The sequence below is a fragment of the Pseudomonas sp. A-R-19 genome (genome assembly GCF_019956575.1).
Classification (GTDB): Bacteria; Pseudomonadota; Gammaproteobacteria; order Pseudomonadales; family Pseudomonadaceae; genus Aquipseudomonas.
Window position 1 is genome coordinate 109,967 of record NZ_JAHBDR010000071.1, and the last position, 22,511, is coordinate 132,477.

A 22,511-nucleotide genomic window follows, 5' to 3' on the forward strand; every position below is an offset into this window, starting at 1 on the left:
TCACCAATCAAGGCGCAAACGGCATCACCCGCTTGTGATGGGTCTTGTTGTACGTGTCGCAAATGATCTTGAACGCTTCCTCGCGCACCGGGTTGCCGTGCAGGAAGGTGTCGATCTCGGCGTAGGTCACGCCGTGGGACGCTTCGTCCGGTTTGCCGGGCGAGAGGTCTTCGAGGTCGGCGGTCGGGACTTTTTCCACCAACGACTCCGGCGCGCCGAAGCTACGGGCGATGGCGCGGACCTGGTTTTTCACCAGGCCACTTAGCGGCGCCAGGTCGCAGGCGCCGTCACCGAACTTGGTGAAGAAACCCATCACCGCTTCCGCCGCGTGATCGGTGCCGATCACCAGGCCATGGGCCGCGCCGGCGATGGTGTACTGGGCGACCATGCGCATGCGCGCCTTGGTGTTGCCGAGCACGAAGTCCACCGACACCGCATGTTTGCCTTCGAAAGCCGCTACTTCATTGGCCAGGGCCTTGACCGCCGGGCCGATGTTCACGGTGTGGCGCTCGTCCGGCTTGATGAAGTCCACCGATGCCTGGGCGTCGTGCTCATCGAACTGGGTTTCGTAAGGCAGGCGCACGGCGATGAATTTGTACGCGGCATCACCGCTGCGCTGGCGCAATTCACGGACGGCGCGCTGGGCCAGCAGGCCGGCGGTCAGGGAGTCGACACCGCCACTGATGCCCAATACCAGGGTCTTGAGGCCGGAATTGACCAGGCAATCCTGAATGAAGGCCACCCGCCGGGCGACTTCGACTTCTAGCGCTGCTTCATCGGCGAATGGCGGCTGGACCTTGAGCTGTTCAGCAATCTCACGCTGTACGGCTTGCATGAATTCACTCCTTGCTTGATGTACTTGAAAGGGCGGCAGGAACCTGGAAAACGTGTCGCAGGTAAGCGACGAAATTCGGGTCTTTGCAGTGCGTCTTGCCTGGCTCGTCGGAGATCTTCGCCACCGGCTGGCCGTTGCAGGCGGTCATTTTAAGCACGATGCTCATCGGATCGACACCCGGAATATCACAGGTCAGGTTGGTGCCGATGCCGAAGCTGACATTGATCCGACCGCGCAGCGCCCGGAATATCTCCAGGGCCTTGGGCAGGGTCAGGCTGTCGGAGAAGGTCAGCGTCTTGCTCGTCGGGTCGATGCCGAGCTTGTGATAGTGGGCGATGGCTTTTTCGGCCCAGAGCACCGGATCGCCTGAGTCGTGGCGCAAACCGTCGAAAAGCTTGGCGAAAAACAGGTCGAAATCGCCGAGGAAGGCATCCATGGTGATGCAGTCCGTCAGGGCAATCCCCAGCAGGCCCCGGTATTCGCGAACCCAGCAATCGAGTGCGGCAATCTGGCTGTCGATCAGCCGTGGGCCGAGTTGCTGGTGCGCCATGATCCATTCGTGGGCCATGGTGCCCAGCGGTTTCATGTCCAGTTCCCGGGACAGGTGCACGTTGCTGGTGCCGACGAAGCGTCCGGGGAAGTCGTGCTTGAGCACGTTCACCACTTCTTCCTGCACACGGTAGGAAAAACGGCGACGCGTGCCGAAATCGGCCACCTGCAATTCGGACAATTCATCGCTGCTGGCGTTGACGCTCAGCCAGTCGAATTTACGGTAGAGCTGCTCGCGGACCTGCTCCAGCACGACTTCGGGATAGCGGTAGCGGTTGCGCACCTCGCTGACCAGCGCCAGCAGCGGCACTTCGAACAGGATCACATGCAGCCAGGGGCCCCGCAGGCGGATAAACAGCTCACCGTTTTCGATGCCGGTGTGGATGTAGCGCAGGTTGAAGCGAAACAGCCCGAGAAAGCGCAGGAAGTCCGGCTTCAGGAAGCTGATGCGCTCCAGAAAGCTCAACTGGTCGGCGCTCAGGCTCAGTTCGGCCAGGCGCTCGATCTGGAAGCGGATTTCCGCCAGGTACGGGCGCAAGTCCTCGCCGTTGCGGCAACGAAACTCCCATTCGACTTCGACGTTTGGGTAGTTGTGCAGCACCGCCTGCATCATCGTCAGTTTGTAGAAGTCGGTGTCGAGCAGGTTCTGCACGATACGATCGGCAAACACACTCTCGCTCATAACGGGAATCTCCAGCGTTGACGCGGTATTGATCAGTGGCGCTAGTGGCGCATATCAGCGGCAGGGTTTACCAGCAATTTTTTAGACCGCAGCAGATCCCAGCAGGTGTGAGCTTTTGTGGCGAGGGGGCTTGCCCCCGTCGGGTTGCGCAGCAGCCCCAAAATTTGCAACTTCGTAGCTGGAGCTATTGCGACTGCTGCGCAGCCGAACGGGGGCAAGCCCCCTCGCCACAGGGAAAGTGCAAGACGTTAGTGCTGCTCCACATCCGGGCTATCAATCTGCTCCAGCATCCACTTCACAAAGTCCCGCACCTTGGGCACTTCCGCCGAATGCTCCGGGTACGCAAGGTAATAGGCGTCGGTGCTGGGCATTGCATGCTGCCACGGAATGACCAGTTTGCCGTCGGCCAGTTCCTCTTCCACCAGGAAGCGTGGCAACAGCGCCACGCCGCAGCCAACCTGGGCGGCGCGGATGCACATATAAAAGGTTTCGAAACGCGGGCCGTGGTAGCTGTGCTCGGTGTGGTAGCCCTGATGCTCGAACCAGTCATGCCAGGCCTGGGGACGGGAGGCGTTTTGCAGCAGTACCAGATCGGACAATTGCGTCGGGTCGGTGAACGGCGTGTCCGGCAGGCTGCCCGGGGCGCACACCGGCACCAGCTCTTCGCCGAACAGCTTCAGGCACTCGGTGCCGGGCCGCGAACCCTGGCCGAAGTAGAACGCCAGGTCGCTGCGCCCTTGCAGCAGATCGTCGGCCTCCTGCTCGCTGCACAGGTCCAGGTGGATCGACGGGTGCCGCAGGCGCCAGCCTTTGAGGCGCGGCACTAGCCAGCGTGCGCCGAAGGTAGGAGGTGTCGAGACGCGCAGGACTTCTGTTTCACCACCGTAGGAACGCAGGTAATGGGTCGACATCTCGACTTGCGTGAGGATTTTTCGCACCTCAACCAGGTAAAGATCGCCGGCCGGCGTCATCTGCAGGCGGCGGCGCACCCGGCGAAACAGCAGGTGCTGCAACAGCTCTTCAAGTTGCGCGACCTGTTTGCTCACGGCGCTCTGGGTCAGGTTCAGCTCTTCGGCGGCCCGGGTGAAGCTCAAGTGCCGGGTGACGGCCTCGAAGCACTGCAGCGCAGCGATCGATGGCAGGTAGCGTTTATTCAGCATGGGCGGTCCTTGGTTCTTGTTTCTTATTGCCAGCAATGCACAGCATGAATAAACGGAATGATATCTCTCTTAAAGGTCGTTTGTTGAGTAACCTCCGGGCAGCTAAAACTACAGGTCTGATCAGCCGTGAATTTCCGGCTGCACGTGTTCTGTCTTTTGCTTGAGGAGTGACCCATGGTTGCCGCATTGCTTGATCGTCTAGGTGTGAACCCGGCCCTGTACCAGAACGGCAAAGTGCCGGTGCACTCGCCGATCGATGGCAGCACGATTGCCGCCGTGAACTGGGAAGGCGCGGCTGAAGTCGAGCAACACATCAGTCGCGCAGATCATGCGTTCGAACTGTGGCGCAAGGTCCCGGCACCGCGCCGTGGCGAGTTGGTGCGGCAATTGGGTGACATCCTACGTGAATACAAGGCTGATCTCGGCGAGTTGGTGTCCTGGGAGGCCGGCAAGATCACCCAGGAAGGCCTGGGTGAAGTTCAGGAAATGATCGACATCTGCGACTTCGCCGTTGGCCTGTCGCGCCAGTTGTACGGTTTGACCATCGCCTCCGAGCGTCCAGGCCACCACATGCGTGAAACCTGGCATCCACTGGGCGTTGTCGGCGTGATCAGTGCGTTCAACTTCCCGGTCGCGGTCTGGGCCTGGAACGCCACGCTGGCGCTGGTCTGCGGCAACCCGGTGATCTGGAAACCGTCGGAAAAGACGCCACTGACCGCACTGGCTTGTCAGGCCTTGTTCGATCGCGTGCTGAAGAACTTCAGCGATGCGCCACCGCACCTGAGCCAGGTGGTCATCGGCGGTCGCGATGCCGGCGAAGCCCTGGTCGATGATCCGCGTGTCGCACTGGTCAGCGCCACCGGCAGCACCCGCATGGGCCGTGAAGTGGCGCCGAAAATCGCCGCGCGCTTCGCCCGCAGCATTCTCGAACTGGGCGGCAACAACGCAATGATCCTCGGCCCAAGTGCCGACCTGGACATGGCCGTTCGCGCGATCCTGTTCAGTGCCGTCGGCACCGCCGGTCAGCGCTGCACCACCCTGCGTCGCCTGATTGCCCATGAATCGGTGAAGGAAGAAATCGTCACCCGCCTGAAAGCTGCGTACTCGAAAGTGCGTATCGGTCATCCGCTGGAAGGTAACCTGATCGGCCCGCTGATCGACAAGCACAGCTTCGACAACATGCAGGACGCGCTGGAGCAGGCCTTGAGTGAAGGCGGCCGGGTGTTTGGCGGTGAGCGTCAGCTGCAAGACAAGTTCCCGAATGCCTACTACGTATCGCCGGCGATCGTCGAAATGCCGGAGCAGAGCGACGTGGTGTGCCACGAAACCTTCGCCCCGATCCTGTACGTGGTCGGCTACAGCGATTTCCAGGAAGCCCTGCGCCTGAACAACGCCGTGCCACAAGGCCTGTCCTCGTGCATCTTTACCACCGACGTGCGTGAAGCCGAGCAGTTCATGTCGGCGGTGGGCAGCGACTGCGGCATCGCCAACGTCAACATCGGCCCGAGCGGCGCGGAAATCGGCGGCGCGTTTGGTGGCGAGAAAGAAACCGGCGGCGGTCGCGAGTCCGGCTCCGATGCATGGCGTGGCTACATGCGCCGCCAGACCAACACCGTGAACTATTCGCTGGAGTTGCCGTTGGCCCAGGGCATTACGTTCGATTGAGTCTCGAATAGGGCGGTGACCCCCTGTGGGAGCAGGCTTGCTCGCGAAAGCGGTTTATCAGTCACATTGATGCTGGATGTGCCGACGCATTCGCGAGCAAGCCCGCTCCCACATTTGAATTGTGTGTTTGTTAGGTTTCTGCCTGGAGTCTGGCAATGCCGTTACGCGAAGAGTGTCTGTGGGAAAAACTGACGCCGCAAAGGCCGGACAATTCGGCCCTCAAGGGTGAGGTCACGGTGGATGTCTGCGTCATCGGCGCCGGGTTCACCGGTTTGTCGGCGGCGGTGCATCTGCTGGAACAAGGCAAGAGCGTTTGTGTGCTCGAGGCCCATCGCGCCGGTCACGGTGGTTCGGGGCGCAACGTCGGGCTGGTCAACGCCGGGATGTGGATTCCACCGGACGAGATCGAAGCCGGATTTGGCACCGAAGTCGGCAGCCAGCTCAACCGCATGCTCGGTGCGGCACCATCCCTGGTGTTCAGCCTTGTGGATAAATACAACATCGATTGCCAGTTGCGCCGCGAAGGCACGCTGCACATGGCGCACAACGCCCGTGGCGAAGCCGACTTGCGCAGTCGTGAAGAACAGTGGAAGCGTCGCGGCGCGCCGGTGGAACTGCTCACCGGTCAGGCCTGCGAGCAAGCCACCGGTACCAAAAAGATCGCCGCCGCGCTGCTCGATCGCCGCGCCGGCACGCTCAACCCGATGGCCTACACCACGGGCCTGGCCAAGGCGGCCATCGGCCTGGGCGGTCAATTGTTCGATCATTCCCCGGTCACCCGGCTCGAACGCCAGGGCCAGCGCTGGTCGGTGCAAACCGCCCAGGGTTCGGTCATGGCCGAGAAAGTGGTGATTGCCTCCAATGCCTACACCGAAGGCGACTGGACGGAACTGCGGCGCAATTTCTTCCCCGGTTATTACTACCAGGTGGCCTCGGTCCCGCTGACCGAAGAGGCTGCGCAGCAAATTCTTCCCGGCGGCCAGGGATCCTGGGACACCCGCCAGGTCCTGAGCAGTATTCGTCGGGATAAAGACGGACGCCTGCTGCTGGGCAGCCTCGGTAATGGCAATCAGAAACCGGCCTGGTTTCTCAAGGCCTGGGCCGACCGGGTGCAGCAGCACTATTTCCCGTACCTCAATCCGGTGGAGTGGGAGTGCACCTGGACCGGTTGCATTGCCTTCACCCCCGATCATTTGATGCGTCTGTTCGAGCCGGCGCCCGGTTTAGTGGCCGTCACCGGTTACAACGGGCGAGGCGTGACCACGGGAACGGTGGTCGGCAAGGCCTTTGCCGATTACCTGTGTAACGGAAATCCTCAAGCGCTACCGATTCCTTTTGCCCCCATGCAGCCTTTGGCCGGGGTGGGGTTGCGCAGCTGTCTGTATGAGGCGGGGTTCTCGCTGTATCACGCAGGCCAGTGCCTGCGGATCGTGATCTGAAGGTTGATTTTTGCAGTGGAAAGCGGCGCTTTTTCGATCTGCAGCTAGCCTGTAGTGGTGCGGGTTGTAGCAGTCCCGCACCAGCAGTGTGCACTTCGGTGACGCACGTTGTTACAGGCTGGTTGCACGTCGTTTAAAGCCGCGGTTGCAATGATGGCGCAGGCGGGTTGCGCCTCAAAAAAATAATGGTTTTACCTTCCGCGGTTTAGACGGTTGCACGCCCAATGAAAATGGGTCCGAAACAGTCGAAATAACAAGAAAGCAGCGACTTTTTTCAGAATAAAAAACCGATGGCACGGCCCTTGCTCTGAGCATTCAGTGAAGTCGCAGTGCCAACTAAAAAAAACCATGGAGCACCACCTCATGTCCCAGACGTTTTACAAGAAAGGCTTTCTGGCCCTCGCAGTGGCAACTGCGTTGGGTGTTTCTGCGTTTGCTCAGGCTGACATCAAGATCGGCGTAGCGGGACCAATGACGGGCGCCAACGCGGCATTTGGCGAACAGTATATGAAGGGTGCACAGGCGGCGGCCGATGCGGTCAACGCGTCGGGCGGCGTGAACGGGGAAAAAATCGTACTGGTCAAGGGCGATGACGCTTGCGAACCGAAGCAGGCTGTGACGGTCGCCAAGGATCTGACCAACCAGAAAGTCGCCGGCGTGGTCGGTCACTTCTGCTCTTCCTCGACCATCCCGGCCTCCGAGATCTATGACGAAGCGGGCATCATCGCCATCACCCCAGGCTCCACCAACCCGGCCGTTACCGAACGCGGCCTGAGCGCCATGTTCCGTATGTGCGGGCGTGACGACCAGCAAGGCATCGTGGCCGGCGACTACATCGTCGACGTGCTCAAGGGCAAGAAAGTGGTCGTGCTGCACGACAAGGACACCTACGGCCAGGGCCTGGCTGATGCCACCAAGGCTCAGCTTGAAAAACGCGGCGTGAAGCCTGTGCTGTATGAAGGCCTGACCCGTGGCGAGAAAGACTTCAGCACCATCGTGACCAAGATCCGCGGTGCCGGCGCTGACGTCGTCTACTTCGGTGGCCTGCATCCGGAAGCCGGTCCTCTGGTGCGTCAACTGCGTGAACAAGGCCTGAAGGACGTCAAGTTCATGTCCGACGACGGCATCGTGACCGACGAGCTGGTGACCACCGCTGGCGGTCCGCAATTCGTTGACGGCGTGCTGATGACCTTCGGCGCCGACCCACGCCTGCTGCCAGACAGCAAGACCGTGGTAGATGCGTTCCGCAAGGCCGGTACCGAGCCTGAAGGCTACACCCTGTACGCCTACGCTTCGGTGCAGACCCTGGCTGCAGCCTTCAACGGCGCCAAGTCCAACAAGGGCGAAGACGCAGCTGCATGGCTGAAGAAGAACCCGGTCAAGACCGTCATGGGCGAGAAGACCTGGGATTCCAAAGGCGACCTGAAAATCTCCGACTACGTGGTTTACCAGTGGGACAAGGATGGCAAATACCACCAGCTGGAAAAACAGAAGTAAGGGCTGACTCGACAGGCTGAACCCCACAGATCCCTTGTGGGAGCGGGCTTGCCCGCGAATGCGCCAGATCAGTCGACATCAATGTTGGCTGATACACCGCTATCGCTGGCAAGCCAGCTCCTACAAAGGGGGGCTGCCTGATCGTGATTGACATTGCTCCGACGTATATCTGTATTTTCCTTAGAAGAACCGCACCCCCCTCAGGTGTGCAGGTTCTCATTGCGTGAGATTGCGTTATGGATGGTATTTTCCTGCAGCAACTGGTCAATGGCCTGACCCTCGGGTCGGTCTATGGCCTGATCGCCATCGGCTACACAATGGTCTATGGCATCATCGGCATGATCAACTTCGCCCACGGTGAGGTTTACATGATCTCCGCTTACCTCGCGGCGATCAGTCTGGCTCTGCTGGCTTACTTCGGTATCGAATCTTTCCCGCTGCTGATGCTTGGCACACTGATCTTCACCATCATCGTCACGGCGGTGTATGGCTGGGTCATCGAGCGTGTCGCCTACAAACCCCTGCGCAACTCCACCCGACTGGCACCGCTGATCAGTGCGATCGGTATCTCCCTGATCCTGCAAAACTACGCACAGATCGCCCAGGGCGCGAAGCAACAAGGTGTTCCGACTCTGCTCACGGGTGCCTGGCGCGTTGATATCGGTACCGGTTTTGTGCAGTTGACCTACACCAAGGTCTTCATCCTGATCGCCGCGTTTGTCGGTATGGGACTGCTGACCTACATCATCAAGTACACCAAGCTCGGCCGCATGTGCCGTGCAACCCAGCAAGACCGCAAGATGGCTTCGATTCTGGGGATCAACACCGATCGGGTGATTTCCTACGTGTTCATCATCGGTGCAGCGATGGCGGCCCTGGCCGGCGTGCTGATCACCATGAACTACGGCACATTCGACTTCTATGCCGGCTTCATCATCGGGATCAAGGCGTTCACTGCCGCGGTACTCGGCGGGATTGGCTCACTGCCTGGCGCGATGCTCGGCGGGATCATTCTCGGCATTTCCGAGTCGCTGTTTTCCGGTCTGGTGAACTCGGACTACAAGGACGTTTTCAGCTTCTCGCTGCTGGTCCTCGTTCTGGTCTTTCGGCCTCAAGGCCTGCTCGGCCGTCCTCTTGTGTCGAAGGTGTAAGCGATGTCTTCAACCACTAAAAAAACCATTGATATCAAAAAAAGTCTGGTTGACGCGATTCTTGCCGGCCTCATTGCCCTGATTGTGTTCGGGCCGATTGTCGGCGTCGTTCTCGATGGCTATGGCTTCAACCTGGAAACCACCCGGGTGGCGTGGATCGTGGCGATCGTCATGGCCGGTCGCTTTGCCTTGAGCATGTTCCTGCAGACACCCAAGGGCCTGAAAATCCTCGAAGGCTTTGAATCGACAGGCTCCGGGGTGCACGTGCTGGCGCCTGACTACAAGTCGCGGCTGCGCTGGATCATCCCGCTGGTCATCGTGATCGCCGTGGTGTTCCCGTTTTTCTCCAACTCCTACCTGTTGGGCGTGGTCATCCTCGGACTGATCTATGTGCTGCTGGGGCTGGGGCTGAACATCGTGGTCGGCCTGGCCGGCCTGCTTGACCTTGGCTACGTGGCGTTCTACGCCATCGGTGCCTACGGTCTGGCGCTCGGTTATCAATACCTGGGGCTGGGGTTCTGGACGGTGCTGCCGCTGGCGGCGATCACCGCCGGCCTGGCCGGTTGCATCCTCGGTTTCCCGGTGCTGCGCCTGCACGGTGACTACCTGGCGATCGTGACCCTGGGCTTCGGTGAGATCATCCGCCTGATCCTCAACAACTGGTTGTCGCTGACTGGCGGCCCGAATGGCATGCCGGCACCGCTGCCGACGTTCTTCGGCCTGGAGTTCGGCAAACGGGCGAAGGATGGCGGCGTGCCGTTCCATGAGTTCTTTGGCCTCACCTACAACCCGGACGTGAAGTACTACTTCATCTACGCGGTGCTGTTCCTGGTGGTGCTGGCCGTGCTGTACATCAAGCATCGCTTGACCCGCATGCCGGTCGGCCGCGCCTGGGAAGCCCTGCGCGAAGATGAAATCGCCTGTCGTTCCATGGGCCTGAACCACGTGCTGGTCAAGCTCTCGGCGTTCACCATCGGTGCCTCGACGGCGGGTCTGGCCGGGGTGTTCTTCGCCACCTACCAGGGTTTTGTAAACCCGACCTCGTTCACCTTCTTCGAATCGGCCCTGATCCTCGCCATCGTCGTACTCGGCGGCATGGGCTCAACCATCGGTGTGGTCATCGCGGCCTTCGTATTGACCGTGGCTCCGGAGCTGCTGCGCGGCTTTGCCGAGTACCGTGTGCTGCTGTTCGGCATCCTGATGGTGTTGATGATGATCTGGAGACCGCGCGGCCTGATTCGGATCAGCCGTACCGGTGTGACCCCGCGTAAAGGAGTAGCGCCATGAGCGAAGTCGTACTCAGTGTCGAAAAGCTGATGATGCACTTCGGCGGCATCAAGGCGTTGAGCGATGTCAGCCTGAAGGTCAAACGCAATTCGATCTTCGCCCTGATCGGCCCCAACGGCGCCGGCAAGACCACCGTGTTCAACTGCCTGACCGGGTTCTACAAGGCCTCCGGCGGCAAGATCGAACTCAACATTCGTGGGCAACAGACCAACGTCATCAAACTGCTGGGCGAGTCGTTCAAACCAACGGATTTCGTTTCGCCGAAATCCTTCGCCAGTCGGCTGTTCTACAAGGCGTTCGGTGGCACTCACCTGGTAAACCGCGCCGGGCTGGCGCGTACGTTCCAGAACATTCGCCTGTTCAAGGAAATGTCGGTGCTGGAAAACCTGTTGGTGGCCCAGCACATGTGGGTCAACCGCAACATGCTGGCCGGCATCCTGAACACCAAGGGCTACCGCAAGGCCGAAAGCGATGCGCTCGACCATGCGTTCTACTGGCTGGAAGTCGTGGACCTGGTGGACTGCGCCAACCGCCTGGCCGGCGAGTTGTCCTACGGTCAGCAACGCCGTCTGGAAATCGCCCGTGCCATGTGCACCCGTCCGCAGATCATCTGCCTCGACGAACCGGCTGCCGGCCTCAACCCTCAGGAAACCGAAGCGCTGAGCGCGATGATCCGGCTGCTGCGCGACGAGCACGATCTGACCGTGGTGCTGATCGAACACGACATGGGCATGGTTATGAGTATTTCCGACCACATCGTGGTGCTGGACCACGGCATCGTCATCGCCGAGGGCGGACCCGATGCGATTCGTAACGACCCGAAAGTGATCGCGGCCTACCTGGGCGCCGATGAAGAGGAAGTGGTGCTATGAGCCAACCCATCCTCGAACTCAAGAACCTGGACGTGTTCTACGGGCCGATCCAGGCCCTGAAGAAAGTCTCGCTGCACATCAACGAAGGGGAAACCGTCAGCCTTATCGGCTCCAACGGCGCCGGCAAGTCGACCCTGCTGATGTCGATTTTCGGTCAGCCAAGGGCGGCGGACGGGCAGATCCTCTACCAGGGCGTGGACATTACCCACAAGTCGTCCCACTACATCGCTTCCAACGGCATCGCGCAATCGCCGGAAGGGCGACGGGTGTTCCCCGACATGACAGTCGAGGAAAACCTGCTGATGGGCACCATCCCTATCGGTGACAAGTACGCCAAGGAAGACATGCAACGCATGTTCGAGCTGTTCCCGCGGCTCGAAGAGCGACGCACCCAGCGGGCGATGACCATGTCCGGCGGCGAGCAGCAGATGCTCGCCATCGCCCGTGCCCTGATGAGCCGGCCCAAGTTGTTGCTGCTGGATGAGCCGAGCCTGGGCCTTGCGCCGATCGTGGTGAAGCAGATCTTCGCGACCCTGCGGGAATTGGCCAAGACCGGTATGACCATCTTCCTGGTGGAGCAGAACGCCAACCACGCACTGCGGTTGTCGGACCGGGCGTATGTGATGGTCAACGGTGAAATCCGCATGACCGGCACCGGCAAGGAGCTGTTGGTCAACGAGGATGTGCGTAACGCCTATCTCGGCGGGCACTGAGTTTCAGTGGTTATACACAAGCCCCGGCGCGCAATCGCCGGGGCTTTTTTATGACACTGATTCACTGCAAATCTCCTGTAGGAGCGAGCTTGCTCGCGAAGGTCTCCAGGGCAACGCATTCATCCAGAATGTTCGCGTTATCGTTGACGCCCATCGCGAGCAAGCTCGCTCCTACAGGGGGCGGTGGCGGCATTCGGGGAAATTGTGGAAAACAAAATTTCCGAGCTCCGAAACCGCGACATAAAGCCGCTGCAAATAGTTGTTTTGCCACGGTTTTGACTTGTCCCCGTTTGCTGTGGAACCGGTTGTGAATAACGTGGGAGTAGCTGGCTGTAGGCCTTTCAAACCGTGGCTTGCAGGGCTGTGGCTATTTTTTGATCAAGTGTTTTTGCGCAGCTTTAAGGCCGCTTTGTCAACCTTTTTGTTCGGGGTGAAAGTCCGTGGAATCGCTGTCGGCAAGGCTGTGGATAAGTCTGTGGTTAAACTCTGGAAAGACTCGGCTGAAGGCCGTGGTTACTGGCTTGGCGCCATCGCTGGTTTGACCCGCCAGTCATGAAAATCGCCAAGGGCTACACAGCGGACGGTTGAGGGTCAAGCAAAAAAGTTTCAAAACCCCGCGCAGAGCCTTGTAGATAGCGGCTTGCAGCTTTTTCACTTGCCCCCAAAGACTGTGGACCGGCCTGTGGATAACGTGCGCGCACATGGCTGCAGGCCACGCTGGCCAAGGGTTTGCCTGGGTTGAGCGTTTTTTGAACAGTTTGAACGGTGGTTGCCGCTGTGAACAAGGCCGGGCATGCTGCCTGCTGATTTTCTATTCCAATGGCTGGCGATCAGCCGAAGCAAGGAGAACACGATGTCCAACACCCTGTTTATTACCGGCGCGACCTCCGGTTTTGGTGAAGCCTGTGCCCGTCGTTTTGCCGAGGCCGGCTGGAAACTGGTGCTGACAGGCCGTCGTGAAGAGCGCCTCAATGCGCTGTGTGCCGAGCTGTCGAAGCAGACCGAAGTCCATGGCCTGGTGCTCGATGTGCGTGATCGCAAGGCCATGGAGGAGGCGATTGCCAATCTGCCGCCATCCTTTGCCAAACTGCGCGGGTTGATCAACAACGCCGGGCTGGCCCTGGGTGTTGATCCGGCGCCCAAGTGCGACCTGGACGATTGGGACACCATGGTCGATACCAACGTCAAGGGCCTGATGTACAGCACCCGCCTGCTGTTGCCGCGCCTGATCGCTCACGGTCGCGGTGCTGGCATCGTCAACCTGGGCTCCATCGCCGGCAACTACCCGTACCCGGGCAGCCACATCTATGGCGCGACCAAGGCGTTCGTCAAACAGTTCTCCCTGAACCTGCGCTGCGACCTGCAGGGCACGGGCGTACGGGTCAGCAACATCGAACCGGGCCTGTGCGAGAGCGAGTTCTCGCTGGTGCGTTTTGCCGGTGACCAGGAGCGCTACAACGCCACTTACGCCGGCGCCGAGCCGATTCAGCCGCAAGACATCGCCGAGACTATTTTCTGGGTGCTCAACGCTCCGGCGCACATCAACATCAACAGCCTGGAACTGATGCCGGTCAGCCAGACCTGGGCCGGGTTTGCTATCGAGCGCAAGTCTTAATTGTGGCGAGGGGGCTTGCCCCCGTTGGGCTGCGAAGCAGCCCTGAAACCATAACTCTCATTTTTTCAGATGTACCTTATCCTCCGGTTTGCGACTGCTCCGCAGCCGAGCGGGGGCAAGCCCCCTCGCCACAAGAGCTGTCTAAACCGGACATCAGCTAGACTCCTCCCTCAAGCAGCCCGCCACACCCGGCGGTCTAGAGGTATTAGAGGAGATCCAGTGAGTAATCGAGGCGAGCAGTCGCTGCTCAAACAATCGACCTTCCTGATGCTCGCCGTGACGTTCGCCGGGATCATCACCGGTTTTGTTTCGGGCGCCCAGTCCATCCTGTTCGATGGCTTCTTTTCGTTAATCGCGGCCTTCATCAAGGTGCTGATGCTGATCACCGCCAAGCTGATCGCCAAGGAAAGCAATCAGCGCTTCCAGTTCGGTTCCTGGCACCTGGAACCCATGGTGCTGGTGATCGAGGGTTGCTTCATTTTCCTGGTCGCCATTTATGCCTTTCTCAACGGTGTGTTCGGCATCATCAGTGGTGGCCGAGAGGTCGAGCTCGGGCTGGTGATCTTCTACGCTGCGTTCTTCACTGTCGTTGAGCTCATTTATTTCTTTTACGTCCGCCATCGCAATCGCACACTCAAATCATCGCTGATCCAGTTCGACAACATCAGTTGGCTGGTGGACGCGATGCTGTCGGCGGGACTGTTGGTGAGTTTCCTCATCGCGCTGCTGCTCAAGACTCAGGGTTACGACCAGTGGGCGGTGTATGTCGACCCGATGATCCTGATTCTGCTGGCCTTGGGCATGCTTCCCCCGGCCTTCAAAATCCTCGGCCCGGCATTGCGCGATGTGTTGGGGATCGTCCCGGATCAACTGGACGACAAGGTGCGTCAGGTAATGGAAGTTGCGAAGGTCGAGCATGGTTTCGAAGACTACATTTCCTACGTGCAGAAACACGGCAGGGCCTGTTTTATCGAGATTCACATCGTATTGCCGAAGGATTACTGGCTCGATGGTGTGGGGCAACTCGACAGCTTGCGCGAGGAGATATCCACAAAGCTTGGCGAGCCGGATGCCGCAAGATGGCTGACCATCAGCTTTACCGGGGACCGCAAGTGGATTGAGTGATTGGTATCCACTTTGTGGCGAGGGGGCTTGCCCCCGCTGGGCTGCGAAGCAGCCCCAAAACCTGGTTCCCGGGTATTTCTTGTTGCAAATACACGGTTGCTGCGCAACCGAACGGGGGCAAGCCCCCTCGCCACAAAGTCAGCCGAGATATTCCGCCAACCCGTGATAACAGGTCGCCAGGTGATAAGGCGTGGTCGACGGCATGTCGCGGCGGCTGACTTCACCGTGCTCGTCACGGCACTCAAACCAGCCGCCGGTATGCAGCGAGCGTTGCTGCAATGCCTGCAATTGACGCAGAACAGCCGCTTCGCTGTCCGGGCGCAGCGTCAACGCGCGCAGGTATTCGGCCTGGGCCCAGATACGCTGCGTGGCGTCCCGCACGCCGCCATCCGATTCAAGGTCGAGCATCGCCCGTACGGCGCCAGTCTGCTCTTCGACGCCCACTTGCTCGGTAAAGGCGAAGGCCCGCTCCAGATCGGCGTGCAGCGTCGAAGTGCGCAACAGCGCCGAGGATTCCAGCAGGAAATACCATTCGAACTGGTGCCCCGGTTCAAACCAGTTATCCACAGACCCCAGCGGCTTTTCCATCAATACGCCGTGCTGCGGATCGATAAACCGCGCGTGCATGGCTGTGCATAACTCGACGAGCGCGTGTTGCACGTCGAGGTCCTCACGCACCGACAGAGTGGCGAGGAACGCTTCGGCCAGGTGCATCAGCGGGTTTTGCAAAGGGCCGCTGTCCAGCGATGCCCAGTCGCGGTCGAGCGTGGCTTCGTACAGACCGTCGTCCGTGGCGAAACGCTGCGCAATCACTTCCAGCGAGGCGTTGAGTACCGACTCGACCAAGGGCTCGCGGACCTTGTCCCAGTAATGGGCGCAGGCGAACAGGATGAAGGCGTGGGTATAGAGGTCTTTACGCTGATCCAGCGGCGAACCTTGCGCATCGACGCTGTAGAACCAGCCACCGTGCTCGGCATCGTGGAAGTGCCGTTGCAACGAGCGGAACAAGGCGGCGGCACGCTCTTCGGCGCCCGGCACCTGATCGATCAGGCTGGCAAACAGATACAACTGCCGCGCACAGGCCATGGCCCGATAGCGTTGCGGTGGCAGCGGCTGGTGTTCGGCATCCAGCGCCTCGTAGGGCAACGCCATGTCGGCGTTCCAACCCGGACCTTGCCAAAGCGGCACGATGACGTTCAGGAAGTGCTGTTGCACCGAGGCGAACAGGGCGGTCAGTTCAGGCTGAGAGGCGGAGCGGGAAACAGGCGGCATTGGCTGGCGTCGTCACGGCAGGGGCGATTGCGCGACATGTTAGCAGGCCTGAGAGGGGTGGTGTCTGTCAGGCCGCTTTCGCGAGCAAGCCCGCTCCCACAATGGAGTTGTGTACACAGCACCCATGTGGGAGCGGGCTTGCTCGCGAAGAGGCCGTGGAAGGCGCTAGAGAATTAACCTGCCAGCAACCACACCCCGGTCGCCGCCGAACCCGCGCCGGCCAGTCGCACCAAGGGTGCCGCCGCCTGCGGCAACACTCGCACCAGCGCATAACCCGCCGCGTGCAACACCGCGGTCGCCGCGACAAAACCTGTGGCGTAGGTCCAGGGACTCGACATGTCGGGCAGTTCCAGTCCGTGCGCGACGCCATGGAACAGCGCAAACAACGCCGTCGCCCCTACCGCCATCGCCAACGGTGGACGCACTGCCAACGCAACCGCCAGGCCCAGCGCCAGCACCGACGTAGCAATCCCGCTCTCCAGCCCCGGCAGGTTCAGTCCTTCAAAACCCAGCAATCCGCCGATCAGCAGGGTGCCGACGAAGGTGCACGGCAGCGCCCAGCGTGCGGCGCCTTGTTGCTGTGCGGCCCACAGACCGACCGCGAGCATCGCCAGCAAGTGGTCGAGACCGCCAAGGGGATGGCTTATACCGGCGATCAAACCGTTGTCGCCGTGCCCCGGGTGGGCGAAGGCGAGGGCCGGGGTCAGCAGCAGGGCCAGGGCGCCGAGAATGCGTTTGAGTGTCATGGATAAGCTTCCTTGTTGAAATCGTGATCAGGCCGCGGTCAGCAAGCCCTGGCGTTCGATGAAGGCGATGATCTGTTCCAGACCCTGGCCGGTTTTCTGGTTGCTGAACACGAACGGCTTGCCGTTGCGCATGCGCGTGGTGTCACTGTCCATCAGCGTCAGCGACGCCCCTACCAGCGGCGCGAGGTCGATCTTGTTGATCACCAGCAGGTCGGACTTGCAGATCCCCGGTCCGCCCTTGCGCGGCAGCTTGTCGCCGGCCGAAACGTCGATCACGTAGATGGTCAGGTCGGACAGTTCCGGGCTGAAGGTGGCGGAGAGGTTGTCGCCACCGGACTCCACCAGAATCAGGTCCAGGCCCGGAAAGCGGCGGTTCAGTTGATCCACGGCTTCGAGGTTGATCGAGGCGTCTTCGCGGATGGCCGTGTGCGGGCAGCCGCCGGTTTCCACGCCAATGATGCGTTCGGGCGCGAGGGCTTCGTTGCGCACCAGAAAGTCGGCGTCTTCGCGGGTGTAGATGTCGTTAGTGACGACGGCCAGGTTGTAGCGCTCGCGCAGGGCCAGGCACAGGGCCAGGGTCAGGGCGGTTTTGCCGGAGCCGACCGGGCCGCCGATGCCGACGCGCAGGGGTTGTGTGTTCATGTGATTCTCCAAAACAAGGGGCCCTAGGAACGGAACAGGCGGCTGTATTGGCGCTCATGGGCCATACACGCCAGGGACAGGCCGAAAGCGGCGCTGCCGTAATGGTCGGGATCGATTTGCGTGGCGTTGTGTTGAGCTTGTTGAAGCAGCGGCAACAGTTCGCTGGTCAGGCGCTGGGCGGCTTGCTGGCCCAATGGCAAGGTTTTCATCAGCACCGCCAGCTGGTTTTCCAGCCAGCTCCACAGCCACGCGGCCAGAGCGTCTTGCGGGCTGATCTGCCAGGCACGCGCGGCCAACGCCCAACCCAGGGCCAGGTGGGGCTCGGTGCGTTGTTCGAGAAATGCGCGAGCCGCAGCGTCAAGCTCCGGCAAGCCGTTGAGCAATTGCTGCAACGAGTAGCCCATCTGCCGGCTCTCCTGATGCAACTCGCGGGTTTCGCGACTGGCGCGGTGTTCTTCGCAGCGTTGCAGCAACTCGTCCCAGTTGTCCTCGCTGGCGGCCACGCAATGGGCGAGCAATAACGGCGCTTCGAAGCGCGCCAGATTCAACAGCAACTGATCGCTGATCCAGCGTCGCGCACTGTCGGGGTCGTGTACGCGGCCGTTATCCACAGCCATCTCCAGCCCTTGGGAGTAGCTGTAGCCGCCAATCGGCAATTGTGGACTGGCCAGGCGCAGCAGCGCCCAGGCCGGGTTCATGGACGTACGCCGAACTGGTGCAGTTTCGGCGCGTAGTTGAAGTCTTCATCGCCATGGCGCGAATGATGATGTCCACCGCCGTAGGCGCCATGTTCCGGCTGGAACGGTGCTTCAATGTTCTGGGTATGGGCGCCGAGTTGTTCGAGCATGGCCTTGAGCACGTAGTCGTCGAGCAGGCGTAACCAGCCGCTGCCGACTTGCAGGGCGACATGGCGGTTGCCCAGGTGATAGGCCGCGCGGGTCAGTTCGAAGGCATTGGCGCAGGTGACGTGCAGCAATTGTTCGGGGCGGGCGCAGACACGCACGATTCGCCCGTCTTCGGCTTGCAGGTATTCGCCGTCAAACAACGGCGGCTGGCCGCGCTCCAGAAACAACCCGACGTCCTCGCCCTCGGCACTGAAACAGCGCAAACGGCTTTTGCTGCGGGCCTCGAACGTCAGGTGCAGTTCGGCGGCCCAAAGGGGTTGAGGGTCGATTCTGCGATGAATCACCAGCATCGGAAGGCTTCCAGCTATGGACAATGCTCAGGCTAGAGCAAGGGGCTTGCCAATCGACGCGATGTGTAGGAAATGGCTGTGGGATAGGTCGGATAAGTTGCGAGGTGATGGGCTTTTTGGATGAAGTTGGTGCGCTGTTTTTGATTTGCGCACCAAGTTGAGGCGGTGAGGTTCAGTGTGGGAGCGGGCTTGCTCGCGAAAGCGGAGTGTCTGTCACATGAATGCTGAATGTGCTGGCGCCTTCGCGAGCAAGCCCGCTCCCACGGGTTTATTCGGTGCTTCCCAGCCCTTGCCAATGCTTGAGGCCGATAAAGATAAACCGCAGCTGCTGGGTGATTTTCGCCTGGGGCGTCAGGTGTTCGGGCAAGGCCTCGGCTGGCGGATCGATGATGTCCGGCAGGGTGGCGAACACGCTTTTGACGATCAGGTCCGCCATGACGCTCAGGTCGTCGATGTCCAGATGCTGCAGTTTTGGCATCAGCGACAAATCCGCCGCCAGGTCCGAACTGATGTTTTCACGCAAGCGGCCGATGGCCTGGCGCACCGGCAACGAACCACCGTATTGCTCGCGGGCGAGAAACAGGAACTGCGAACGGTTGGCGCTGACCACGTCGAGAAAGATCCGCACCGAGGCATCGATGATGCCGCCCATCACGAACTCGTTGTGCCGTACCAGGCGAATGGTTTCGCGGAATGTCTGGCCGACTTCGCTGACCAGCACCAGGCCCAGTTCATCCATATCGGCAAAATGGCGATAGAAACCGGTCGGTACGATGCCGGCGGTTTTCGCGACTTCGCGCAGGCTCAGGCTGCCGAATCCTCGGCCGCCATCCATCAGGCGCCGGGCAGCGTCCATCAGGGCGTTACGGGTCTGTTGTTTCTGTTCGGCGCGGGGCAGCATCGCAAGGGCGTTTTCTGGATGGGGACGCGGCGCACTCTAGCAAATCGGCTTTGCCGGCGTCGAACGACTGTAGGGGGGATCAAGCGGGGAGGTGCGATATCTATCAAGCGGACCGCTGAAAAGTCAAAAGCCCAATCCGGGGATTGGGCTTTTTTTCAGGGCGGCCATGGGGCTTAGCTCAGGGCGCTGTTGCGTTCGATCACACGGTCACCACCGCCTTCAGCAAGGGTTTGACCTTGTGGAGTGCGATCCGAACCGTCAGCAGCCAGGGTCTGGCCTTGTGGAGTGCGGTCGGAACCATCAGCAGCCAGGGTTTGACCTTGTGGGGTGCGATCGGAACCATCAGCAGCCAGGGTTTGACCTTGTGGGGTGCGATCGGAACCATCGGCAGCCAGGGTTTGACCTTGTGGAGTGCGATCGGAACCATCGGCAGCCAGGGTCTGGCCTTGTGGCGTGCGGTCCGAGCCATCCTGGGTGATCAGGCCTTTTTCTTTCAGGCGATCGTTACCGCCTTCGGCAAGGGTCTGGCCTTGAGGTGTGCGGTCCGAGCCATCGGCGGCGACGGTTTGGCTGAACACCGAGCGGCTGTCTTTCACTTGAGGAGTCGCCTGGTCAGCGGCAGGCAGTGCAAAAGCAGTGCTGGCCAGCATCGAGAGGGTAAGGCTAAGCAGTAGTTGGCGTTTCATGATTGTTTTGCTCCTTGGGAGGGCGAAAAAGTGGGTACGAGGGCAATGCTACTCTCGATAAGTCGATATAAAAGTTCATAAACGCAATGGTAATAATCAACGGAATTGATTGTTTGCTGCGCAGGCTCTAGAACGGGCGTTTCCGGCGAGTTGTCTTGCACCGGTTTGGGTATTTTCGACTCACCTGTGCCATGCAGAAGTGCGGGGCCGGTAACGCTGAATGACTGATGGGTCAGTATTGGACTGGTCGAATTCGGCGAAATCGGTCTTTCGATTAAACCTGCCGGGCTTTTATCAGTCGTAGACTTCATGGCGAGCCGCTTCCGGCTCACCGTTTCACATGTGCGTCGCAGTCGGGGCGCTCAGTCGTATCAGGAGCCCTGTGCAATGACGCGCACTCAAAAGACGTTTGTCTGGACCCTTTCCACTTTTCTGACCTTGCTGGTGGTGCTGGTATTGATCATCGTGTTCTTCGACTGGAACCGGATCAAACCGCCGCTCAACGCCAAAGTTTCCGAAGAACTGCACCGCGCTTTTGCCATCAACGGCAATCTGTCGGTGGTCTGGCGGCCCGAGCCCGATGAAAGCGGCTGGCGCGCCTGGGTGCCGTGGCCCCATGTGGTGGCCGAGGACCTCAGCCTGGGTAATCCGGACTGGTCGAAGCAAGCGCAGATGGTCACCCTCAAGCGAGTCGAGTTGCGTATTTCACCCCTGGCATTGCTGGCGCAGCGGGTGGTGATCCCGCGTATCGATCTCACCGAACCGAATGCCGAGCTGCAACGCCTGGCTGACGGGCGTGCCAACTGGACGTTCAAGTTCGACCCTAAAGACCCGACCGCAGAGCCATCCAGCTGGGTGGTGGATATCGGCGCGATCGGTTTCGACAAGGGCCACGTCACCCTCGACGATCAGAGTCTGAAGACTCAACTCGATGTGCTGATCGATCCATTGGGCAAACCGATCCCGTTCAGCGATATCGTCGGTGATAAAGCGGCGAAAGCCGCGCAGGAAAAGGGCTCCTCACCCCAGGATTATGCGTTCGCCCTCAAGGTCAACGGCCAGTACCACGGCCAGAAACTCGCGGGCCAGGGCAAGATTGGCGGGCTGTTGGCGCTGCAGGACGCGGCGCGGCCGTTTCCGCTCCAGGCACAGGTGAGGATTGCTGATTCCAGCGTTGAATTGGCCGGTACCCTGACCGATCCGCTGAATCTCGGCGCTCTGGACCTGCGCCTGAAACTGGCCGGCACCAGCCTGGGCAACCTCTACCCGCTGACCGGCGTGATCCTGCCGGACACACCTCCCTATGCCACCGACGGCCATCTGATCGCCAAGCTGCATGAAACCGGTGGCGCGGTGTTCCGCTATGAAGAATTCAACGGCAAGATCGGCGAGAGCGACATCCACGGCAATCTGACCTATGTCGCCAGCCAGCCACGGCCAAAACTCAGCGGCTCGCTGCTGTCCAATCAACTGCTGTTCGCCGATCTGGCGCCGCTGATTGGTGCCGATTCCAACGCCAAACAGAAGGCCCGTGGCGGTGACAGCAAACAACCGGCGGACAAAGTGCTGCCGGTCGAAGAGTTCAAGACCGATCGCTGGCGCGATATGGACGCCGATGTCGAGTTCACCGGCAAGCGCATCGTGCACAGTGAAAAACTGCCGTTCAACGACCTCTATACCCATCTGGTGCTCACCGATGGCGTGCTCAGTCTCGAGCCGCTGCGCTTCGGCGTGGCCGGCGGCAAGCTGGATGCGCAGATTCGCCTGAACGGACACACCGACCCACTGGAAGGCCAGGCAAAACTGACCGCGCGCGGGTTCAAGCTCAAACAGTTGTTCCCCGGTTTTGAGCCAATGAAAACCAGTTTCGGCGAACTCAACGGCGATGCCGATATCAGCGGGCGCGGCAACTCGGTGGCCAAGCTGCTGGGCAGCGCCAACGGCAATCTGAAAATGCTCATCAACGATGGCGCCATCAGTCGCGAATTGATGGAGTTGGCGGGTTTGAACGTCGGTAACTATGTGGTCGGCAAGATCTTTGGCGACAAGGAAGTGAAGATCAACTGCGCGGCCGCCGACTTCGGCATCCAGTCCGGCCTGGCCAGTACCCGCTTGTTTGTGTTCGACACCGAGAACGCAGTCGTCTACATCGATGGCACCGCGAACATGGCGACCGAACAACTGGACCTGACCATCACCCCGGAATCCAAGGGTTGGCGCCTGATTTCATTGCGCTCGCCACTGTATGTGCGCGGCAAGTTCATCAAGCCCGATGCGGGGGTCAAGGCCGTGCCATTGATGTTGCGCGGGGCCGGGATGGTGGCACTGGGGGTGATCGCCGCACCGGCGGCCGGGTTGTTGGCGCTGGTGGCGCCGAGTGGTGGCGAGCCGAATCAGTGTGCGCCGTTGCTGGAGCAGATGAAGATGGGCAAGGCGCCCAAGACGGTAAAAAACTGAGGGTGCCGGTGAACAGTTCAAG

21 protein-coding genes are annotated in these 22,511 nt (G+C 60.4%); 11 read left to right on the forward strand and 10 right to left on the reverse strand.

Annotated features, from left to right (window positions below; all coding sequences use genetic code 11):
- Window positions 1-7 precede the first annotated feature (7 nt).
- The 3 genes from nadE to KGA88_RS20500 form a co-directional block, all read right to left on the reverse strand.
- Window positions 8-835, reverse strand: coding sequence for an ammonia-dependent NAD(+) synthetase (gene nadE, locus KGA88_RS20490; protein WP_223593933.1), 828 nt, complete (start codon window positions 833-835; stop codon window positions 8-10).
- Window positions 836-839: 4 nt separating this feature from the next.
- On the reverse strand, window positions 840-2,066 hold the full coding sequence (pncB, locus tag KGA88_RS20495) for a nicotinate phosphoribosyltransferase (RefSeq protein ID WP_110660084.1): 1,227 nt from the start codon (window positions 2,064-2,066) through the stop codon (window positions 840-842).
- A gap of 248 nt (window positions 2,067-2,314) precedes the next feature.
- Entirely contained in the window at window positions 2,315-3,226 is a 912-nt protein-coding gene (locus KGA88_RS20500; RefSeq protein WP_110660058.1) for a LysR family transcriptional regulator, read from the reverse strand.
- Between the two features lie 174 nt (window positions 3,227-3,400).
- Here KGA88_RS20500 and KGA88_RS20505 point away from each other — a divergent pair, with 174 nt between their 5' ends.
- The 10 genes from KGA88_RS20505 (at window position 3,401) to KGA88_RS20550 (ending at window position 14,590) form a co-directional block, all read left to right on the forward strand.
- Complete coding sequence (locus KGA88_RS20505; protein ID WP_223593935.1) at window positions 3,401-4,891, forward strand: aldehyde dehydrogenase family protein; 1,491 nt, start codon at window positions 3,401-3,403, stop codon at window positions 4,889-4,891.
- Between the two features lie 155 nt (window positions 4,892-5,046).
- Window positions 5,047-6,330, forward strand: coding sequence for an NAD(P)/FAD-dependent oxidoreductase (locus KGA88_RS20510; RefSeq protein ID WP_223593937.1), 1,284 nt, complete (start codon window positions 5,047-5,049; stop codon window positions 6,328-6,330).
- Window positions 6,331-6,693: 363 nt separating this feature from the next.
- Window positions 6,694-7,827 (forward strand): ABC transporter substrate-binding protein, encoded by a 1,134-nt coding sequence (locus tag KGA88_RS20515; RefSeq protein ID WP_110660055.1) that lies wholly within the window; start codon window positions 6,694-6,696, stop codon window positions 7,825-7,827.
- Window positions 7,828-8,063: 236 nt separating this feature from the next.
- Window positions 8,064-8,978, forward strand: coding sequence for an ABC transporter permease subunit (locus tag KGA88_RS20520; RefSeq protein ID WP_110660054.1), 915 nt, complete (start codon window positions 8,064-8,066; stop codon window positions 8,976-8,978).
- A 3-nt stretch (window positions 8,979-8,981) separates the two neighbouring features.
- Window positions 8,982-10,265: a high-affinity branched-chain amino acid ABC transporter permease LivM gene (gene livM, locus KGA88_RS20525; RefSeq protein ID WP_110660053.1), complete on the forward strand. Its 1,284-nt coding sequence runs from the start codon at window positions 8,982-8,984 to the stop codon at window positions 10,263-10,265.
- Window positions 10,262-11,137, forward strand: coding sequence for an ABC transporter ATP-binding protein (locus KGA88_RS20530; protein WP_110660052.1), 876 nt, complete (start codon window positions 10,262-10,264; stop codon window positions 11,135-11,137). The genes livM and KGA88_RS20530 overlap by 4 nt, the downstream gene beginning before the upstream one ends.
- Window positions 11,134-11,850: an ABC transporter ATP-binding protein gene (locus KGA88_RS20535; RefSeq protein ID WP_110660051.1), complete on the forward strand. Its 717-nt coding sequence runs from the start codon at window positions 11,134-11,136 to the stop codon at window positions 11,848-11,850. Before KGA88_RS20530 ends, KGA88_RS20535 begins: the two co-directional genes overlap by 4 nt.
- Before the next feature lie 307 nt (window positions 11,851-12,157).
- The gene (locus tag KGA88_RS20540; protein WP_223593939.1) at window positions 12,158-12,406 is read left to right on the forward strand and encodes a hypothetical protein; all 249 of its coding nucleotides are present in this window, start codon (window positions 12,158-12,160) and stop codon (window positions 12,404-12,406) included.
- 297 nt (window positions 12,407-12,703) lie between these two features.
- Complete coding sequence (locus KGA88_RS20545; RefSeq protein WP_110660048.1) at window positions 12,704-13,465, forward strand: SDR family oxidoreductase; 762 nt, start codon at window positions 12,704-12,706, stop codon at window positions 13,463-13,465.
- A 219-nt stretch (window positions 13,466-13,684) separates the two neighbouring features.
- Complete coding sequence (locus tag KGA88_RS20550; RefSeq protein ID WP_223593941.1) at window positions 13,685-14,590, forward strand: cation diffusion facilitator family transporter; 906 nt, start codon at window positions 13,685-13,687, stop codon at window positions 14,588-14,590.
- 138 nt (window positions 14,591-14,728) lie between these two features.
- Here the strand turns inward: KGA88_RS20550 and KGA88_RS20555 are convergent, their stop codons facing one another.
- The 7 genes from KGA88_RS20555 to KGA88_RS20585 form a co-directional block, all read right to left on the reverse strand.
- The gene (locus tag KGA88_RS20555; RefSeq protein WP_223593943.1) at window positions 14,729-15,862 is read right to left on the reverse strand and encodes an AGE family epimerase/isomerase; all 1,134 of its coding nucleotides are present in this window, start codon (window positions 15,860-15,862) and stop codon (window positions 14,729-14,731) included.
- Between the two features lie 173 nt (window positions 15,863-16,035).
- The gene (locus tag KGA88_RS20560; protein WP_223593945.1) at window positions 16,036-16,608 is read right to left on the reverse strand and encodes a HupE/UreJ family protein; all 573 of its coding nucleotides are present in this window, start codon (window positions 16,606-16,608) and stop codon (window positions 16,036-16,038) included.
- 27 nt (window positions 16,609-16,635) lie between these two features.
- Window positions 16,636-17,250, reverse strand: coding sequence for an urease accessory protein UreG (gene ureG / locus KGA88_RS20565; RefSeq protein WP_103397139.1), 615 nt, complete (start codon window positions 17,248-17,250; stop codon window positions 16,636-16,638).
- Window positions 17,251-17,273: 23 nt separating this feature from the next.
- The gene (locus tag KGA88_RS20570) at window positions 17,274-17,948 is read right to left on the reverse strand and encodes an urease accessory protein UreF (protein WP_223593947.1); all 675 of its coding nucleotides are present in this window, start codon (window positions 17,946-17,948) and stop codon (window positions 17,274-17,276) included.
- Window positions 17,945-18,445 carry an urease accessory protein UreE gene (gene ureE / locus KGA88_RS20575; protein ID WP_110662232.1) on the reverse strand — a complete coding sequence of 167 codons (501 nt, stop codon included), beginning with the start codon at window positions 18,443-18,445 and terminating at the stop codon, window positions 17,945-17,947. Before ureE ends, KGA88_RS20570 begins: the two co-directional genes overlap by 4 nt.
- Window positions 18,446-18,713: 268 nt before the next feature.
- Complete coding sequence (locus KGA88_RS20580; protein WP_110662896.1) at window positions 18,714-19,346, reverse strand: TetR family transcriptional regulator; 633 nt, start codon at window positions 19,344-19,346, stop codon at window positions 18,714-18,716.
- 173 nt (window positions 19,347-19,519) lie between these two features.
- Window positions 19,520-20,032, reverse strand: coding sequence for a hypothetical protein (locus tag KGA88_RS20585; RefSeq protein WP_162437075.1), 513 nt, complete (start codon window positions 20,030-20,032; stop codon window positions 19,520-19,522).
- Window positions 20,033-20,419: 387 nt separating this feature from the next.
- Here KGA88_RS20585 and KGA88_RS20590 point away from each other — a divergent pair, with 387 nt between their 5' ends.
- Window positions 20,420-22,489: an AsmA family protein gene (locus tag KGA88_RS20590; RefSeq protein ID WP_223593948.1), complete on the forward strand. Its 2,070-nt coding sequence runs from the start codon at window positions 20,420-20,422 to the stop codon at window positions 22,487-22,489.
- Window positions 22,490-22,511: the final 22 nt, after the last annotated feature.

Coding starts and splice junctions, on each gene's coding strand:
- nadE (WP_223593933.1), bottom strand. CDS start 835: ATGCAAGCCGTACAGCGTGAGATTGCTGAACAGCTCAAGGTCCAGCCG.
- pncB (WP_110660084.1), bottom strand. CDS start 2,066: ATGAGCGAGAGTGTGTTTGCCGATCGTATCGTGCAGAACCTGCTCGAC.
- KGA88_RS20500 (WP_110660058.1), bottom strand. CDS start 3,226: ATGCTGAATAAACGCTACCTGCCATCGATCGCTGCGCTGCAGTGCTTC.
- KGA88_RS20505 (WP_223593935.1), top strand. CDS start 3,401: ATGGTTGCCGCATTGCTTGATCGTCTAGGTGTGAACCCGGCCCTGTAC.
- KGA88_RS20510 (WP_223593937.1), top strand. CDS start 5,047: ATGCCGTTACGCGAAGAGTGTCTGTGGGAAAAACTGACGCCGCAAAGG.
- KGA88_RS20515 (WP_110660055.1), top strand. CDS start 6,694: ATGTCCCAGACGTTTTACAAGAAAGGCTTTCTGGCCCTCGCAGTGGCA.
- KGA88_RS20520 (WP_110660054.1), top strand. CDS start 8,064: ATGGATGGTATTTTCCTGCAGCAACTGGTCAATGGCCTGACCCTCGGG.
- livM (WP_110660053.1), top strand. CDS start 8,982: ATGTCTTCAACCACTAAAAAAACCATTGATATCAAAAAAAGTCTGGTT.
- KGA88_RS20530 (WP_110660052.1), top strand. CDS start 10,262: ATGAGCGAAGTCGTACTCAGTGTCGAAAAGCTGATGATGCACTTCGGC.
- KGA88_RS20535 (WP_110660051.1), top strand. CDS start 11,134: ATGAGCCAACCCATCCTCGAACTCAAGAACCTGGACGTGTTCTACGGG.
- KGA88_RS20545 (WP_110660048.1), top strand. CDS start 12,704: ATGTCCAACACCCTGTTTATTACCGGCGCGACCTCCGGTTTTGGTGAA.
- KGA88_RS20555 (WP_223593943.1), bottom strand. CDS start 15,862: ATGCCGCCTGTTTCCCGCTCCGCCTCTCAGCCTGAACTGACCGCCCTG.
- KGA88_RS20560 (WP_223593945.1), bottom strand. CDS start 16,608: ATGACACTCAAACGCATTCTCGGCGCCCTGGCCCTGCTGCTGACCCCG.
- ureG (WP_103397139.1), bottom strand. CDS start 17,250: ATGAACACACAACCCCTGCGCGTCGGCATCGGCGGCCCGGTCGGCTCC.
- KGA88_RS20570 (WP_223593947.1), bottom strand. CDS start 17,948: ATGAACCCGGCCTGGGCGCTGCTGCGCCTGGCCAGTCCACAATTGCCG.
- ureE (WP_110662232.1), bottom strand. CDS start 18,445: ATGCTGGTGATTCATCGCAGAATCGACCCTCAACCCCTTTGGGCCGCC.
- KGA88_RS20580 (WP_110662896.1), bottom strand. CDS start 19,346: ATGCTGCCCCGCGCCGAACAGAAACAACAGACCCGTAACGCCCTGATG.
- KGA88_RS20585 (WP_162437075.1), bottom strand. CDS start 20,032: ATGAAACGCCAACTACTGCTTAGCCTTACCCTCTCGATGCTGGCCAGC.
- KGA88_RS20590 (WP_223593948.1), top strand. CDS start 20,420: ATGACGCGCACTCAAAAGACGTTTGTCTGGACCCTTTCCACTTTTCTG.